Origin of the sequence: Halovivax asiaticus JCM 14624 (assembly GCF_000337515.1) — an archaeon.
In the GTDB taxonomy this organism is placed as follows: Archaea; Halobacteriota; Halobacteria; order Halobacteriales; family Natrialbaceae; genus Halovivax; species Halovivax asiaticus.
In genome coordinates this window covers 166,427-181,181 of sequence record NZ_AOIQ01000006.1, presented here as the reverse complement: position 1 = coordinate 181,181, position 14,755 = coordinate 166,427, and the positions used below count along the sequence as shown (strand labels likewise).

12 protein-coding genes are annotated in these 14,755 nt (G+C 64.2%); 5 read left to right on the top strand and 7 right to left on the bottom strand.

The features are described from left to right. Positions 1–43: 43 nt before the first annotated feature. Positions 44–640 (bottom strand): DNA-3-methyladenine glycosylase family protein, encoded by a 597-nt coding sequence (locus C479_RS01955; protein ID WP_007697033.1) that lies wholly within the window; start codon positions 638–640, stop codon positions 44–46. Between the two features lie 183 nt (positions 641–823). On the opposite strand from C479_RS01955, the gene C479_RS01950 reads away from it, so the two are divergent. Together C479_RS01950 and C479_RS01945 are read left to right on the top strand one after the other, a co-directional pair. Further along, positions 824–2,134 (top strand): dicarboxylate/amino acid:cation symporter, encoded by a 1,311-nt coding sequence (locus C479_RS01950; RefSeq protein WP_007697029.1) that lies wholly within the window; start codon positions 824–826, stop codon positions 2,132–2,134. 93 nt (positions 2,135–2,227) lie between these two features. Then, positions 2,228–2,698: a hypothetical protein gene (locus tag C479_RS01945; protein ID WP_152415778.1), complete on the top strand. Its 471-nt coding sequence runs from the start codon at positions 2,228–2,230 to the stop codon at positions 2,696–2,698. 280 nt (positions 2,699–2,978) lie between these two features. Here C479_RS01945 and C479_RS01940 read toward each other — a convergent pair whose 3' ends face one another. Beyond that, complete coding sequence (locus C479_RS01940) at positions 2,979–4,133, bottom strand: acyl-CoA dehydrogenase family protein (RefSeq protein WP_007697023.1); 1,155 nt, start codon at positions 4,131–4,133, stop codon at positions 2,979–2,981. 115 nt (positions 4,134–4,248) lie between these two features. Between C479_RS01940 and C479_RS01935 the strand changes: the two genes are divergently transcribed. Together C479_RS01935 and C479_RS01930 are read left to right on the top strand one after the other, a co-directional pair. Continuing rightward, a complete protein-coding gene (locus tag C479_RS01935; protein ID WP_007697021.1) occupies positions 4,249–6,222 on the top strand; it encodes a 3-hydroxyacyl-CoA dehydrogenase/enoyl-CoA hydratase family protein in 1,974 nt (657 codons plus the stop codon). 278 nt (positions 6,223–6,500) lie between these two features. Next, on the top strand, positions 6,501–7,076 hold the full coding sequence (locus C479_RS01930; protein WP_007697019.1) for a response regulator transcription factor: 576 nt from the start codon (positions 6,501–6,503) through the stop codon (positions 7,074–7,076). Between the two features lie 111 nt (positions 7,077–7,187). Here C479_RS01930 and C479_RS01925 read toward each other — a convergent pair whose 3' ends face one another. The 4 genes from C479_RS01925 to C479_RS01910 form a co-directional block, all read right to left on the bottom strand. Next, positions 7,188–8,717, bottom strand: coding sequence for a class I adenylate-forming enzyme family protein (locus C479_RS01925; RefSeq protein ID WP_007697018.1), 1,530 nt, complete (start codon positions 8,715–8,717; stop codon positions 7,188–7,190). Continuing rightward, the gene (locus C479_RS01920) at positions 8,714–9,757 is read right to left on the bottom strand and encodes a mandelate racemase/muconate lactonizing enzyme family protein (RefSeq protein ID WP_007697017.1); all 1,044 of its coding nucleotides are present in this window, start codon (positions 9,755–9,757) and stop codon (positions 8,714–8,716) included. Before C479_RS01920 ends, C479_RS01925 begins: the two co-directional genes overlap by 4 nt. Beyond that, a complete protein-coding gene (locus C479_RS01915) occupies positions 9,754–10,689 on the bottom strand; it encodes a 1,4-dihydroxy-2-naphthoate polyprenyltransferase (RefSeq protein WP_007697016.1) in 936 nt (311 codons plus the stop codon). The genes C479_RS01920 and C479_RS01915 overlap by 4 nt, the downstream gene beginning before the upstream one ends. A gap of 100 nt (positions 10,690–10,789) precedes the next feature. Then, positions 10,790–11,677, bottom strand: coding sequence for a 1,4-dihydroxy-2-naphthoyl-CoA synthase (locus C479_RS01910; RefSeq protein WP_007697015.1), 888 nt, complete (start codon positions 11,675–11,677; stop codon positions 10,790–10,792). Between the two features lie 127 nt (positions 11,678–11,804). Between C479_RS01910 and C479_RS01905 the strand changes: the two genes are divergently transcribed. After that, positions 11,805–12,905, top strand: coding sequence for a J domain-containing protein (locus C479_RS01905; protein ID WP_007697014.1), 1,101 nt, complete (start codon positions 11,805–11,807; stop codon positions 12,903–12,905). Positions 12,906–12,941: 36 nt separating this feature from the next. Here the strand turns inward: C479_RS01905 and menD are convergent, their stop codons facing one another. Beyond that, entirely contained in the window at positions 12,942–14,744 is a 1,803-nt protein-coding gene (gene menD, locus C479_RS01900) for a 2-succinyl-5-enolpyruvyl-6-hydroxy-3-cyclohexene-1-carboxylic-acid synthase (RefSeq protein WP_007697013.1), read from the bottom strand. Between the last annotated feature and the right edge of the window lie 11 nt (positions 14,745–14,755).

The following is a 14,755-nucleotide window of genomic DNA, read 5'->3' as shown; positions in this document are numbered from 1 at the left end:
GTGGGACGACTCCCTGTTCTCCGCTGGCCGACTGCGGGCCACCTCAGTCGGCGTCTTCGTACGCGGCCCAGATGTAACGCGTTCCGACGGATCGATACGGGCGCCAGGGGTCCGCGACGGTCCGCATCTCCGCGCGCGTCATCTTCTCACCGTCGCCGTACAACTGCTGGATTCCGTTCCGTATCGCGAGATCCCCGAGGGGAAGGACGTCCGGTCGTTCGAGGACGAACAGGAGGTACATCTCCGCCGTCCACTCGCCGATTCCCTTGATCTCCGTCAGTGTGTCGACGACTTCGTCGTTCGAGTGGTCGGCCAGTCCCGATCGGGTGAGATCGTTCTCGTCGAACGCGCGGGCGGCGTTGCGAAGGTACTCGACTTTCGTCCCGGAGAGGCCGGCGTCCAACAGCGGCTGGTCCGCGGTCGAGAGCACGCGATCCGGCGTTATCTCGTCGCCGAGGACCCCATACACCCGTTCGCGAATCGCGTTCGCACTCGCGGTCGAGAGCTGCTGGTTGATGATCGAGACGCAGAGACGCTCGAACTCGTCCCACTCCGTTTCCGTGTACGGGTCGTAGGTCTCGACGAGCTCCGCCATCACGGGATCGTTTCGCAGCACGTCGTGGGCCTCGTCGGTGAACATTCTGGTTGCCAGTCGAACGGGCCTGTGGGGTACGTACCTTTCGGTCGGACTCGTCGGCAAGTGATTCGTTAGTCGTGTGGCACCGCTCGCCGTTGATTTCGGCTGCTGACAGGACATTCTCAGTATACGAAGAATGTGCTGAACTATAACACACTTCGCGAAATGCGCTGGACCGAGCACTCCATGTCACGCTCCCTGGTCGCTACGTGGTCACGGTATCGGTCGATTCCCATCGTGTACCGAATTGGGGCTGCGTTCGTCCTCGGTTCGATCGTCGGTCTCGTGGTCGGCGCGCCGGCGACACGACTCCAACCGCTCGGCGATCTCTTCGTGAGACTCCTGAGTATGATCGTCCTCCCGATCATCGTGTTCACCCTCCTGATGGGGATCAGGGGACTCACACCGTCCAAACTCGGTCGGATCGGCGGGCAAGTCGTCGGTCTGTATCTACTCACGTCAGCCGCCGCCGTGTTCATCGGGCTCACGCTGGCGAATGCGATCAGTCCTGGGACGGGGTTGGAACTCTCGACGGGCGAATCCACCACCCAATCACCACCGCCGTTAGAGGAGGTGTTCCTGGGAATCGTTCCGGAGAACCCGATCGGGTCGATGGCGAACGCCGAGATCCTTCCGACGATCTTCTTCGTCATCGTCTTCGGCCTGGCGCTGGCGATGGTCGCAGACACCACCGACGACGACCGAGTCCAGGCAGGGATCGAAACGATCTTCGACGTTGCCGAGGCGGGTGCCGAAGCCATGTTCAAGATCGTCTGGGGTGTCATGGAGTACGGTGTGATCGGTGTTTTTGCCCTGATGGCCGCGGTCTTCGCGGAGGCTGGCGTGGCCGCCGTCACGACGTTTGCCGTGCTCATCGGCACGCTGGCGCTCGCTGTGGCCCTTCACGTACTGCTCGTTCACCTCGGTGTGATTATTCTGGTGCTGGTTGGGGAATCGCCCGTCGCCTTTCTCACCGGTGCGAAGGAAGCACTGATCACGGCGTTGAGCATCCGGTCGAGTAGCGGGACGCTTCCGGTTACGATGTCAAACGCGGACGAGAACTTTCACATCGACGAGAGCGTGTACGGCTTTTCGCTTCCGCTCGGGGCGACGATCAACATGGACGGGACGGCCCTCTACCAGGGCGTCGCAGCGATCTTCGCGGCGAATCTAGCTGGCGTCTCCTTGACCCTCGGCGAACAGGTAACCGTCGTCGCCATCGCCGTGTTGGCAAGTATCGGCGCTGCCGGCGTTCCGGGAGCCGGCCTCATCATGCTCACGATGGTGTTGACCCAGCTCGGCCTCCCACTCGCCGTCGTCGCGTTCGTCGCCGGTGTCGATCCGCTTCTCGACAGACTTCGGACGATGACGAACGTTAGCGGCGATCTCGCGGTGACGACCCTCGTCGCCTCGTGGAACGATGCGATCGACTTCGACAAGGGGTCCTGGATCGGCGACCACGCAGGCCAGTCGGGACCCGTTCCGAGCGACGATTGACCGACTATCCACCCATCGTGGGATGACCACCCGAGTCGACCTCCGTATCCGGCGGACCCGAAACGAATTCAGTCCTCGGAGCGTACACTGGGTGTGACTACGAGCACCGGTAGCGGAACCCTTCGGGAGTTCTGGCAGTTTTATCGGCGGTACGTGGAGACACCGATCCACGCCCTCTCGGTCGCAGTTCTCGCGATGTTTGGGATCCTGGTCTTCGTGGACTCCCTGTTCGCGCTTCTGGCCATCGCGTCGTACGTCGTTCCACCGATCGTTCTCTTTTCGATCGGCTGGTCCACGTCGGCCGAGCGGGACCTCGAACCCGACGAACGCTCCGCGAGCCGTGCTCGGCGATCGGATCCGCAGTCGGCCGAACGCGGCACCGCAACGACCCGATCGAACCCACCCGCTCGTGCCTCGGCCCGCGACGGCGATTCGGATTCGGACAGCGACGACGGAGATTCAGACTCGGATAGTGATGGGAGTGATTCGGATTCTGATAGCGACGGCACTGACACTGATTCTGACAGCGACGGCACCGATACGGACGCTGATAGCGACTCGTAAGCAATCCCGGTGGCCGGGATCGCGACCGAACGGGAGTGAGGGCGCGCTACCCGACGGAAGCGAAAGCGCTTCCGAGCATCGCGAAAGCGACGCTTTCGCTCAACGAGGAAAGGCTGGCTTACAATAAGTACGTTGTACCGCGAGCAGACTCTGTCTGCGAGCGGGCCGACGACTGACCCGGAAGCGTCGCGTAGCGACGCTGTAGGGGAAGGAGGAGTGCTTTTCATCAACGTTTTGCCGAGGGCCGGCGAAGCCGGCCCGCAGCGCAAAAGGTTGGTTCTTAGAACGCGCCCTTGCCGAGCAGTTCGCGGGCGATGACGTTCTTCTGGATTTCGGTGGTTCCTTCGTAGATCTGGGTGATCTTGGCGTCGCGGTAGAAGCGTTCGACGGGGAAGTCGTTGACGTAGCCGGCGCCGCCGTGGATCTGGACGGCTTCGTTGGCGGCGTCCACGGCGATGCGGGAGGCGAACTCCTTGGCCATGGAGGCCAGTTTGGTGATGTCTTCGCCCTGGTCGACCTTCCAGGCGGCCTTGTACGTGAGGTTCCGGGCGGCCTCGGCCTCGGTGGCCATGTCGGCGATCTTGTGCTGGATGGCCTGGAAGTCCGAGATTGGCCGGCCGAACTGCTCGCGATCCTGTGCGTACTCGAGGGAGGCCCGGAGTGCGCCTTTGGCGATCCCGACACCCTGCGCGGCGACGGCGGTTCGGGTCTCGTCGAAGAACTGCATCTGCTGCATGAAGGCGGCGTCCTGCGTGCCGATCAGGTTCTCCTCGGGGACGCGGACGTCGTCGAAGATGAGTTCGGCGGTGTCGGAGGCGCGGATGCCCAGCTTGCCGGTGATCTTGTCGGCCTCGAAGCCGTCGCGGTCGGATTCGACGACGATCTGCGAGAAGCCGTTGTAGCGGCCCTCGGCGTCTGGGTTGGTTTCACAGAGGACGACGAAGAAGTCACCGATGGAGCCGTTGGTGATCCACATCTTGTTGCCGTTGATCACCCACTCGTCACCGTCTTTCTCCGCCTGTGTGGAGACGGAAGAGACGTCCGATCCGGTGTCGGGTTCTGAGATTGCGGCACCGGTGATCGCCTCGCCAGCCGCGACGGGTTCGAGGAATCGTTCCTTCTGTTCGTCCGTCCCGAAGTGCATGATCGACTCGCAGCCGAACGAGGTGGAGATGATCGAGAGGCCGATGCCGGCGTCGACGGCGAACAGTTCCTCGACGATCATGGCGACTTCGAGCGAGCCGTAGCCGGCGCCGCCGTACTCGATCGGGATGTGCGGCCCGAGCAGGCCCATGTCGGCGGCCTTGTCGATGATCTCGTGGGGGTACTTCTCCTCGACGTCGTACTCCTCGGCGATGGGGGCGATCTCGTTTTCCGCGAAGCGTCGAACCTCTTCGCGAAGCTGCTTCTGCTCGTCGGTGAGTTCGAAGTCCATACCTGTGACATGCCTCCACACCCGTAAAGAGTTTTGTAACCCGAAGTAAACTGAATATTGGTTTCCTCGGGGAGCGAGGGAAACGTTGAAACGGGATCACGTCGCATAGTCGGGCATGGATCTGGAAGAGATCAACACCGTCGCAGTTCTCGGTGCGGGAAACATGGGCCACGGCATCGCGGAGGTCGCGGCCCTCGCGGGGTACGACGTGTGCCTGCGCGACATCAAAGAGGAGTTCGTCCAGAACGGTTACGAGCAGATCGAGTGGTCGCTGGGTAAGCTCGCCGATCGGGAGCAGATCTCGGAGGCTGACGCCGACGAGGCGCTCGATCGGATCACGCCGCTCGTCGACGTGGGAGCGGCAGTCGGTGACGCGGATGTCGTCATCGAGGCCGTCCCGGAGAAGATGGACATCAAGAAGGACGTTTACGGCGAGGTCGAGGAGCACGCCCCTGACCGAACCATCTTCGCGACAAACACCTCGAGCCTCTCGATTACGGAACTGTCCGAGGTGACCGACCGTCCCGAACAGTTCTGTGGGATGCACTTCTTCAACCCGCCGGTCCGTATGCAACTGGTCGAGGTCATTTCGGGGGCGCACTCGTCCGACGAGACGCTCGACGCGATCGGTGGCCTGGCCGAGGACTTCGGGAAGACGCCAGTCCGCGTCCACAAGGATTCGCCCGGGTTCATCGTCAACCGTGTGCTCGTTCCCCTGATGAACGAGGCAGCGTGGATGGTCTACGAGGAAGAGGCGACCGTCGCGGAGGTCGACTCCACGGCGAGCTACGACATGGGCCTTCCGATGGGGCTGTTCGAACTCACGGATCAGGTCGGCCTCGACGTGGGCCTCCACGTCCAGGAGTACATGCACGAGACGCTGGGCGAGGCCTACAAGCCGTGCCCGATGACCGAGGAGAAGGTCGAAGCCGGTGAACTGGGCAAGAAGTCCGGCAAGGGTGTCTACGACTACGAGGACGGTGAGGGCGTCGAGATTCCGACCGACGCCGGTGCCGCGTGGATCGAGGATCGTCTGCTGGCCGTGATGGCGGACGAAGTTGCCCAGTTGATCGACGACGACGTGGCCGGTCCGGACGCTATCGACCGCGCGATGCAACTCGGCGCCGGCTTCCCCGATGGCCCAGCGAAACTGGCGGACGACCGCGGTCTCGCCGACCTGTTCGAAGCACTCGAATCGACGTACGACGAGACCGGTGCGGCTCGTCACGAGCCATCCGACGCGTTCGCCGAGGCTGCCGAGGACGGTCAGTTCTACGCGGGCGGCGATGAGGGTGGGAAGGATACCGTCTCGTTCGACGCGATCGCCGTCGAGGTCGACGGTAACGTCGGCCACATCCAGATCGACCGGGCCCACCGGATGAACACGATCACGACCGACATGATCGAAGAGATCGACGTCGCGATCGACCAGCTCGTCGACGATGACGCAGTTCGTGCCGTCTTGCTCACCGGCGACGGCGATCGAGCGTTCTCGGCCGGGTTCGACGCTTCCACGGCAGCGGCGGGCACCGGTATCGAAGCGGCCGAACTGTCCCGCCTGGGCCAGCGTGTCTTCGGTCGACTCGAAGAAATTCCCGTTCCCGTGCTCGCGGCGATCGACGGGTACTGTCTGGGCGGTGGGATGGAACTGTCCGCCTGTGCCGACATGCGGATCGCCAGCGAGCGATCTCAGTTCGGCCAGCCCGAACACAATCTCGGACTGCTTCCCGGCTGGGGCGGCACCCAGCGCCTGCCGCGAATCGTCGGGGAAGGTCGCGCCAAGGAGATCATTTTCACGGCACGCAACGACTACGACCCCGAGACGATGGCCGACTACGACTTCGTCAACGAGGTCGTCCCGACCGAGGAGTTCGAAGACCGGGCCTGGGAACTGGCGCGTGATCTCGCTGCCGGCCCACCGATCGCGATGAAGTTCACCAAGCGCGCGATGCTCGCTGGCCGCGATGGCGTCGACGCTGGCCTCGAGGTTGAGTCGAGTTCGTTCGGCCACCTGTTCACCACTGACGACCTGTGGGAAGGCCTGTCTGCGTTCCAGTCGGATCGCGATCCCGATTTCGAGGGCGAATAACGTCGCGCCTGGCTGGTCACAGCCATCGAATTGCTGGTGCTGTTTCGATTACTATTTGAGTTGGGTTGGTGGACTCTCACCGTGTACCGTTCCACACCGGTCACGGTTGCGCCTGGACCGGACAATCGGATTACCTGTCTCCTTGTTGCCACCCCCAGGTCGATCTGCGCCAAATTCAATGTCGGAATGTCTACAACTGGTCGCGAGATTTATCATGGAGTGATACCATTCGTCCACTGTGGCAGTACCGATGGTGATGGAACGGGAGGGGTCGACGGATGAGTGACGACGAACCCGACGTTCTCGTCGTCGACGACGAAGCGAGACTCGCGGATCTCTTTGCGGCGTGGATCGGCACGGAGTACGCCGTCGAGACCGCCTACGACGGCGAGCAAGCCCTCTCGAAGATGAGTGACTCGGTCGAGATCGTGTTGCTGGATCGACGGATGCCGGGACTCTCGGGAGACGAGGTGTTGAGCGAGATTCGCGATGCCGGCTACGATTGTCGCGTCGTCATGGTGACCGCAGTCGATCCGGACTTCGACATCATCGAGATGGGATTCGACGACTATCTCGTCAAACCGGTCTCGAAGGACGAACTGTTCGAGATGATCGACTCCGTCCTCAGCCGTTCTGCGTACGAATCTGACATCCAGGAGTACTACGCGCTGGTCTCGAAGAAAGCGTTGCTCGAATCCGAGAAGGCAGAGCGCGAACTCGAGACGAACGAGGAGTACCAGGAACTGGTCGACCGTGTCGACGAGTTGCGCGCTGAGGTCGACGAGAGCGTCTCGGGAATGCAATCACACGACGACTTCGTCGGCGCGTTTCAGGATCTCCAGTCAGAGAACTGAGAGTTCACGTTCGGCGGCTAATGAAGTTGGTTTTCCTGCGTACAATCGCGCTGTTTTGTGTACTGTTCTGATCGCGTTGTCAGTTCAGCGTGGTGGCGGCCGGTAGAGAGGTCACTCGTCGCCCAGTCGCTCTGTCAGTTGATTCCGCTCGACCGTACCCGAATCCGTCCGTGGCAGCTGTTCGACGACGGCGATGGTCCGTGGTCGCTTGTGTGTGGCCAGTCGATTCGCACAGAATGCCTCGAACGCCTGTCGCTCGAAGTCGTCGATTCCTGGTTCGAGAACGAGCGCTGCTGCGACGCGTTCGCCCCACTGCTTGTCCGGCACCCCCACGACGGCCGCATCTGCGATGTCCTCGTGTGATCGGAGTACGCGGGCGACTTCCGCGGGATCGACTGTCTCGGCGCCGGTGATGATCCGATCGCTTTGTCGACCAGTGATCCGGAGACGGCCGGCGTCGTCTCTGTACCCGAGGTCGCCGGTTCGAAAGCGCCCGTCCGTGAACGACGAGGTCGTCTGGTCAGGATCGAGATAGCCCGGTGAAACCGTCGGTCCTGCTACGACGACTTCACCGGATTCGCCGCGGTCGACGGGGGTTCCCTCGTGATCGACGATTCGAACGTCCGTCTCGAACAGGGGATTACCGACGGACCCTGGCGCACGGCTGGCCTGGCTCGGTGTCGCCGTAGCGATCTGCGAGGCGGCTTCGCTCGCCCCATAGCTCGGATGGAGTGGAACGCCGGCGTCCAGCGCTTCGGTCACCAGTTCGGGTGGTGTGGGTGCGCCACCGACGAGAACGAACCTGAGGTGGGCCGGCGGTTCCCACCCCCACTCCAGCAGGGAGCGAACCATCGTCGGGACGACCGAGAGGCCCGTACAGCGGTGGGTCTCGACGTGACGGGCGATATCGGCCGGACCCGTCTGTTGCGTCGTGACGACCGTCGTCCCGTACAGCGCCGAGCGGATAATCGGGGCGAACCCGCCCATGTGATGTTGCGGGAGGGGAACGAGCCACCGATCGGATGGATCGACGCCTAGTCGAAATCCGGAGGCCATCGCGCTCGCGCGAAGGTTCGCGACGGTCACCCTGACGCCCTTGGGGGTCCCGGTGGTCCCGGACGTGAAGACGACGATCTGGGTATGGTCGGGAGTGAGCGGCGCCGGATCGATTCGTCGGTCCGGATTCGCCTGATCTCGTTCACCCACGTCGGTCGACTGGTGGTTGCTCGACTCGCTGTCTCCGATCGGGCCGATCGTGACGTGGTCGACGTCGGACGAGGTGGCGAGTGTTTCTGCCACCGATTCGGTCTCGGCGGCTCCGACGACGCAGTCGAGGGACGTCTGATCAGTTTTCGTCCTGAGTTCGGCGACGGACTCGTCCGGCGAGAGGAGCACGCCCGTTGCCCCGAGGCGTGCGAGGGCGAAGGTCGTGACGACGAACTGGGGGCCGGTCGGGAGAATCGTCGCGACGACCGCCCCTGGTTCGAGGTCGAGGCTCCGTGCGGTCGATGCGACGGCAGCGTCGAGTTCGCGGTAGGTCCATTGGCGACCGCTTTCGCCGTCGACGAGTGCCATTCGATCCGGTGTCGTGGCGGCTCGTTTCGCACAGAGATCCGTCGTCGGCCAGCTCGTCGGTGTCACGGTTCGGTCCAGACGTTTTCGATGCCTAATCCCTTCGTTTGTGGGATGACAGCGGTGCCACCGTCGATGAAGACGGGATCGCGCGCGAGATCGTCCGCGAGCCGGTCGCCGGTTGCGACGCCCGACGCCAGGACGTTGGGAATCGCCGCCGCGAGGTGCACGGCTGCGGTTCGAGCGACCACGGCGTCGATCGTCGTGGTGACGATCGCCGACCGATCGGATTCAGCCACCCAGGCGGCGACGCGCCGGGCGACGTCGACGCCGCCGAGCGCCATCGGTTTGAGGACGTAGACATCGGCCGCCTGGGCGGATTCGATGGCGTCGACGCCGTGTTCGAGCAAGCCCTCGTCGACGGCGATGGCGACACCGTTGCCCCGTAACTCGGCGAGTCCGGACAGCGCACCCGCCGGGAGTGGTTGTTCGAGGATCGAGACGCCGAGGTCGTCGAGTTCGTCGAGTGCGCGTTCGGCCTCGTCGAACGTCCAGGCGCCGTTCGCGTCCACGCGCAGGTCTACGTCGGGACCCACTGCGTCCCGGGCACGACGAATGCGGTCTATATCCTCGCCGACTTCGTCGCGACCGACCTTGAGTTTACAGCAACTGAACCCGTCGCCGATCGCGCGTTCGACGGCCTCGACCGTCTCCGAGGGCGAGCCGTCGCCGATCGTCGCGTTGACGGGAATCCTCGGAACGCGTTCGAGTGCGCCGAGGTCACGATACAGCGGGTTCGCATCACGCGTCGCGGCTAAGTCCCCGAGTGCGAGTGAGACCCCGTGGCGCGCGGCGGCCGTGTCGTCGACGGCGTCGAGCACGGCTGACTGGCCGTTCGAGGCGGCGTCGACGGCGTCGTCCAGTGACGCCCGGCACGCGTCGATCGATTCCGTCCAGCCAGCGAGCGGAGTTGCTTCACCGTAGCCGGTGTCCGTCCCATCGGAGATCCTGATGAGAAAGCCGCTGCGCTCCTCGATGGCTCCGTTAGCGGTCCGGAGCGGCCGCGTGAGCTGACAGCTGAACGCCCGATACCGCACGTCGAGTTTCACGCGAGGATCAACCCTCCGGCGAAGGTGACTGCGTACAGTGTGAGCAACATTCCCGTCCGTTCGAGCGCGAAGTTGAGGTCGACTTCCCGCCAGACGAGCCGTCCGACCAGCATCGCGTGTGGCATCGTTAGTACCGGCACGAGGACGAACGTGGAGAGGTCGGTGCCGACCCAGAGCCAGACCGGGATCAGGTACGCGAGACCGACGAGGGCCGCCCACTGGTACTTGCTGAACTGGCGACCGTACCGGACGGCGAGTGTTCGCTTCCCGGTTTCCCGGTCGGTGTCGATGTCTCGGAGGTTGTTCACGACGAGGATCGCCGTCGCGAGCGCGCCGATCGGGATCCCGGCGAGCAGTGCGAGTGCGGTGATCGCCTCGGGTGGTACGGACAGCGGAACGCCCTCGACGAGCGTGTCGGCGGCCTGCACGTAGTACGTGCCGCCGACGGCGACCAGCCCGAAGTAGACGAAGACGAAGAGGTCACCGAGGCCGTGATAGCCGAGCGGGTACGGCCCCCCGGTATACGCCCAGCCGAACGCCACGCCGGAGAGCCCGATCACGAGGATCGGAAGGCCGCCGACGGAGACGAGGTACGTCCCCGAGACGATCGCGAGGCCGAAGGTGACGATCGCCGCCGTTTTCACCTGGCTGGCGGCGATGAGCCCCGATTGGGTCACGCGCGTAAAGCCCTCGCGGTCGTCCGTGTCCGCGCCGTGTTTCGCGTCGTAGTAGTCGTTGGCGAAGTTGGTCCCGATCTGGATGAGCGCCGCTCCGATGAGCGCCAGGGCTGCCGGGAGCGGGGCGAAGACGTGATCGTGTACCGCCAGTGCCGTTCCGACGAGCACCGGGGCGATCGCTGCCGGAAGCGTCTGCGGGCGGGCAGCCATCAGCCACGCGCTCGTCGGAGAGACGTTCGACTCGGCCGTCGTCATTGGTCACTACTGTCGTCCCGCGAGAGTGTCAACGTTGGCATTGCGGTCGAGTGTGGTTTCGCCCGAACACGGCGAATTGCCGTCCGTCGGGCTGCGTCCCTCAGTAGTGCCACGGATACTCCTCGAACTCGGGCTCGCGTCCTTCGACAAACGCGTCGCGGCCTTCCTTAGCCTCGTCGGTCATGTAGCCGAGGCGGGTCGCCTCGCCGGCGAAGACCTGCTGACCGACGAAGCCGTCGTCGGCCATGTTGAAGCCGTACTTGAGCATCCGCATCGCGGTCGGGCTCTTCGCGTTGATCCGTTCGCCCCACGAGAGCGCCGTCTCCTCGAGCTCGTCGTGGGAGACGACCTCGTTCACCATGCCCATCTCCGCCGCCTCGTCGGCCGAGTACGTCTTTCCGAGGAAGAAGACCTCGCGGGCCTTCTTCTGGCCGATCTGCCGTGCGAGGTACGCCGAACCGAAGCCGGCGTCGTAGCTCGCGACGTCGGGATCCGTCTGGAGGAATCGGGCGTGTTCCTGCGAGGCGAGTGTGAGGTCACAGACGACGTGCAGGGAGTGGCCCCCGCCGACGGCCCAGCCCGGAACGACGCAGACCACGACCTTCGGCAAGTGACGGATCTGGCGCTGTACTTCGAGGATGTGGAGTCGACCGCCCTCAGAGGCCCGGTCTTCGGTGCCGTCGTACTCGTACCCCGAGTCACCGCGGATCGTCTGATCGCCACCCGAGCAAAACGCCCACTCTCCGTCCTTGGGTGACGGCCCGTTGCCGGTCAGCAGGACACACCCCACGTCAGTCTGGCGCTTCGCGTGGCGGAGCGCGTCCGAGAGCTCGTCGACCGTCCGAGGACGGAACGCGTTTCTGACCGCCGGCCGATCGAACGCGATCCGCACCGTTCCGGACTCGATCGCTCGATGGTAGGTAATATCCTCGAAATCGAACCCCGATACCGACTCCCATTGCGATTCGTCGAACAGATCGGACACCATTGTCGAATCCTTCGTGGTCGACCCCAAATAGCTTCCCGACACGGGGAGCACCCCGCTGGAGTGACCACGTGTCGATTGCCGCCGGCGTCGATCGATTTTTTACGACGGCCCGACGAGTCGATGGAGAATGGGTCAGTCGTACTACGACGTACTGGGCGTCGCCTCAGACGCCTCGACGAACGCGATCGAGCGCGCGTATCGCGAACGTGTCCTCGAGACCCATCCCGATCACAACGACGACCCGGACGCGACCGCCGAGTTTACCACGGTGACGACCGCTGCCGACGTGCTCACCGACGAGACGGAACGGGCTCGATACGATCGACTCGGGCACGCTGCGTACACTGGGGCAGCCGATCTCGGGAGAGCAACGGCAGATCCGACGAACGCAGCCGGGTCCCACCCCGACTCCAACCACGGTGACTCCACCCAGGGCGACACCGCCACGAACGCCGACCCGTCCGGAGCGACTGGGAACGGACATTGGCCCGACGAGGAGTGGTGGGATCGATACTCGACGGGGACGACCGACGACACCGATCGGTCGGGTCCGAGCCATCACGCCAGACAGCGTGCCCGCCGACAACGCGCCAGAACGAGCCGCCAGACGACGGACTGGCCGTTCGATCGAACCGGCACCGATTCGACGTCGGTCGGCGGCGGAAATCCGGCGGGTGACGTTCGGTCAGGCGGCGACACATCATTTGTCGGCGATACCGCGTCAGCCGGCGAAGCGGAAGCGACAACGTCGAACCGTACTCACAGCGACAGTCAGGCGAGGTCGGCGCGTCGATCTGCTCGCGATGAGGCCACAGGAGACCGATCGGTCACGAATCGATCCGCGTCATCGTCGGACTACGTCGTCTCGCAGTGGGACGACGACATCGCCGTCGACCGGTCGCTCGGGCCGATCGATGGGACGACTCTCGTCGTGGGCGGTGGCATCGCCTCGATCTATCCATTTCTGGTCTACGCGTCGGTGACGCCAGCCTTCTCGTGGCTGGTCAATCTCCTGGTCGCGTGCTGTACGCTCGTGCTGGTGGGCTATCTCCTCACCGTGCCGCGGATCGCCCTCGTCACGTTCGGTGGCTGGGGGCTCCTCGTCTCTGCCTGGTTCGGTCTCACGGGAGCGATCTCCCCGTTTGCTCCGATCGCGCTCGTCGCACAGGCGGGCTTCTGGATCCCGTTCGGGTACGCCACAGCGGTCTGGTGGGTGCTGAGACAGTAACTCGAGAATGCAGTCGGCGTCTCCACCAATTGATCGCTACGTTCGACAATCCTGGGCGATCCGTTCGACGAGGTCCTCGCGTCGCCGGTGACTCGATTCGGCATCGACGTGTACCGCGACGAGGTGCGTGCCGTCCGATTCGCGTGCTGCTCTGTACGTCGATTCGAAGCCGGCTGCGCTGGTTTCGTCGTATTCGAAGTCGTACAGCTGTGCCAGCGCCGAGAAGTCGAGCCCGTGGGGCGTCTTGAACTGTGCGGTAAACGGCGGGTCGTGGGCTTCGATCGGGAGGTTGTGGAAGATGCCACCCCCGTCGTTGTGGACGACGACGATCGTCGCCTCGACGTCACACCGGGAGAGCGCGAGGAGCCCATTACTGTCGTGATAGAGCGCGAGATCGCCGGTGACCAGTGTGAGCGGGTCGCTCGTGGCCCGGCCAGCGCCGAGTGCGGAGCTGACGATCCCGTCGATGCCGCTCGCTCCCCTGTTCGCGAGGACGGTGAGGTCTGCATCGCGTGGCCGCCCGAAGAGGTCGGCGTCCCGGATCGGCATCGAGTTCGAGACGAAGACCGTCGCGGGGTCGGGCGTCCGTTCGAGGACTGTCCGGAGGACGCTCCCCTCGACCGGGTCGCTTTCGAGCGTTTCGGTCGCCGCAGCGATCTGCTCGTCGACGACCTGCTCGGCGTGGACGAACGTCTCGAGCCATGCGTCACGTTCGTCCCTGGGCTGGTTTTGTGTTCGGTCGTTCCCCCGGTCCGTTTCGACGAGCCGATCGGCGAGACCGTCTATCAGATGGCGGGGGTCGGTCTCGACGAGGTCGGTGGCCGTGAACGTCGCTTCACGCCACGACCCGGCTGGGTCGACCAAGAACTGTCGACACGACGCGTCCCGAAGGGTGTGTCGGAGCGTCTTGGACGTGGGGGCGTCGCCGATTCGGAGGACACAGTCCGGAGCGGGTAGCTCCTCGACGTAGGCGTCGTAGCCGCCACAGACCGTGGCAGACGTGGCCGCCGAACCGAATCGGACGTCCGACAGCGGATCGGCGAGGAGTGGCGCCTGGATCGCCTCGGCGATGTCGACGAGGGTTTCCTGCCAGTCGGTGCTATCGTCGACGACAGTCGGGTCCGCGGGGCCGGCGACGAGCAGCGGTCGCTCTGCCGCTTCGAGTGCCGTAGCGATCGAGTCGATCGTCCCTCTATCGGCTGTTTGTGTCCCGTTCGTCGTTCGGACGTAGGGCCCGTCTCGCGACTGTGCGAGCAGTGATTCGAGTCGCTCGTCGTCGATCGGTTCCGCGTTCGGATCCGGATCGAGCGGCTTGGCAAACGAGCAGTTTAGGTGGACCGGTCCTGGCGGGGTCCCGGTCGACGTCGAGAGCGCTCTCGCGACGGTGGTTCGGACGCTCCTGAGTCGACGGTCTTCGGGTGCCGGTTCTGGCAAATCGGCAAACCATCGGACGCTATCACTGTAGAGGCCCGTCTGATCGATCGTCTGGTTTGCCCCGCTCGCGGCGAGCTCTGCGGGTCGATCGGCCGTCAGGACGACGAGCGGGACGCGGCCGTGATCGGCCTCGATGACGGCGGGGTGAAAGTTTGCCGCTGCCGTCCCGGAGGTACAGACGAGCGCCGTGGGGCTTCCTGTACGACGACTTCGGCCGAGGGCGAAGAAGGCCGCAGCCCGTTCGTCGATGTGCGAGTACACCGTCACGTCGGGATGTGCATCGAACGCGGCGGTCAGTGGTGTCGATCGACTCCCCGGGGCGAGACAGACGGCGTCCAGGCCGCCGGCTGCGAGTTCGTCCACGATCGTCCGTCCCCAGAGTGTCGCTCGGTTTTGGTGTGTCACGTATCCTCCTG

Coding starts and splice junctions, on each gene's coding strand:
- C479_RS01955 (WP_007697033.1), bottom strand. CDS start 640: ATGTTCACCGACGAGGCCCACGACGTGCTGCGAAACGATCCCGTGATG.
- C479_RS01950 (WP_007697029.1), top strand. CDS start 824: ATGTCACGCTCCCTGGTCGCTACGTGGTCACGGTATCGGTCGATTCCC.
- C479_RS01940 (WP_007697023.1), bottom strand. CDS start 4,133: ATGGACTTCGAACTCACCGACGAGCAGAAGCAGCTTCGCGAAGAGGTT.
- C479_RS01935 (WP_007697021.1), top strand. CDS start 4,249: ATGGATCTGGAAGAGATCAACACCGTCGCAGTTCTCGGTGCGGGAAAC.
- C479_RS01930 (WP_007697019.1), top strand. CDS start 6,501: ATGAGTGACGACGAACCCGACGTTCTCGTCGTCGACGACGAAGCGAGA.
- C479_RS01915 (WP_007697016.1), bottom strand. CDS start 10,689: ATGACGACGGCCGAGTCGAACGTCTCTCCGACGAGCGCGTGGCTGATG.
- C479_RS01910 (WP_007697015.1), bottom strand. CDS start 11,677: ATGGTGTCCGATCTGTTCGACGAATCGCAATGGGAGTCGGTATCGGGG.
- C479_RS01905 (WP_007697014.1), top strand. CDS start 11,805: ATGGGTCAGTCGTACTACGACGTACTGGGCGTCGCCTCAGACGCCTCG.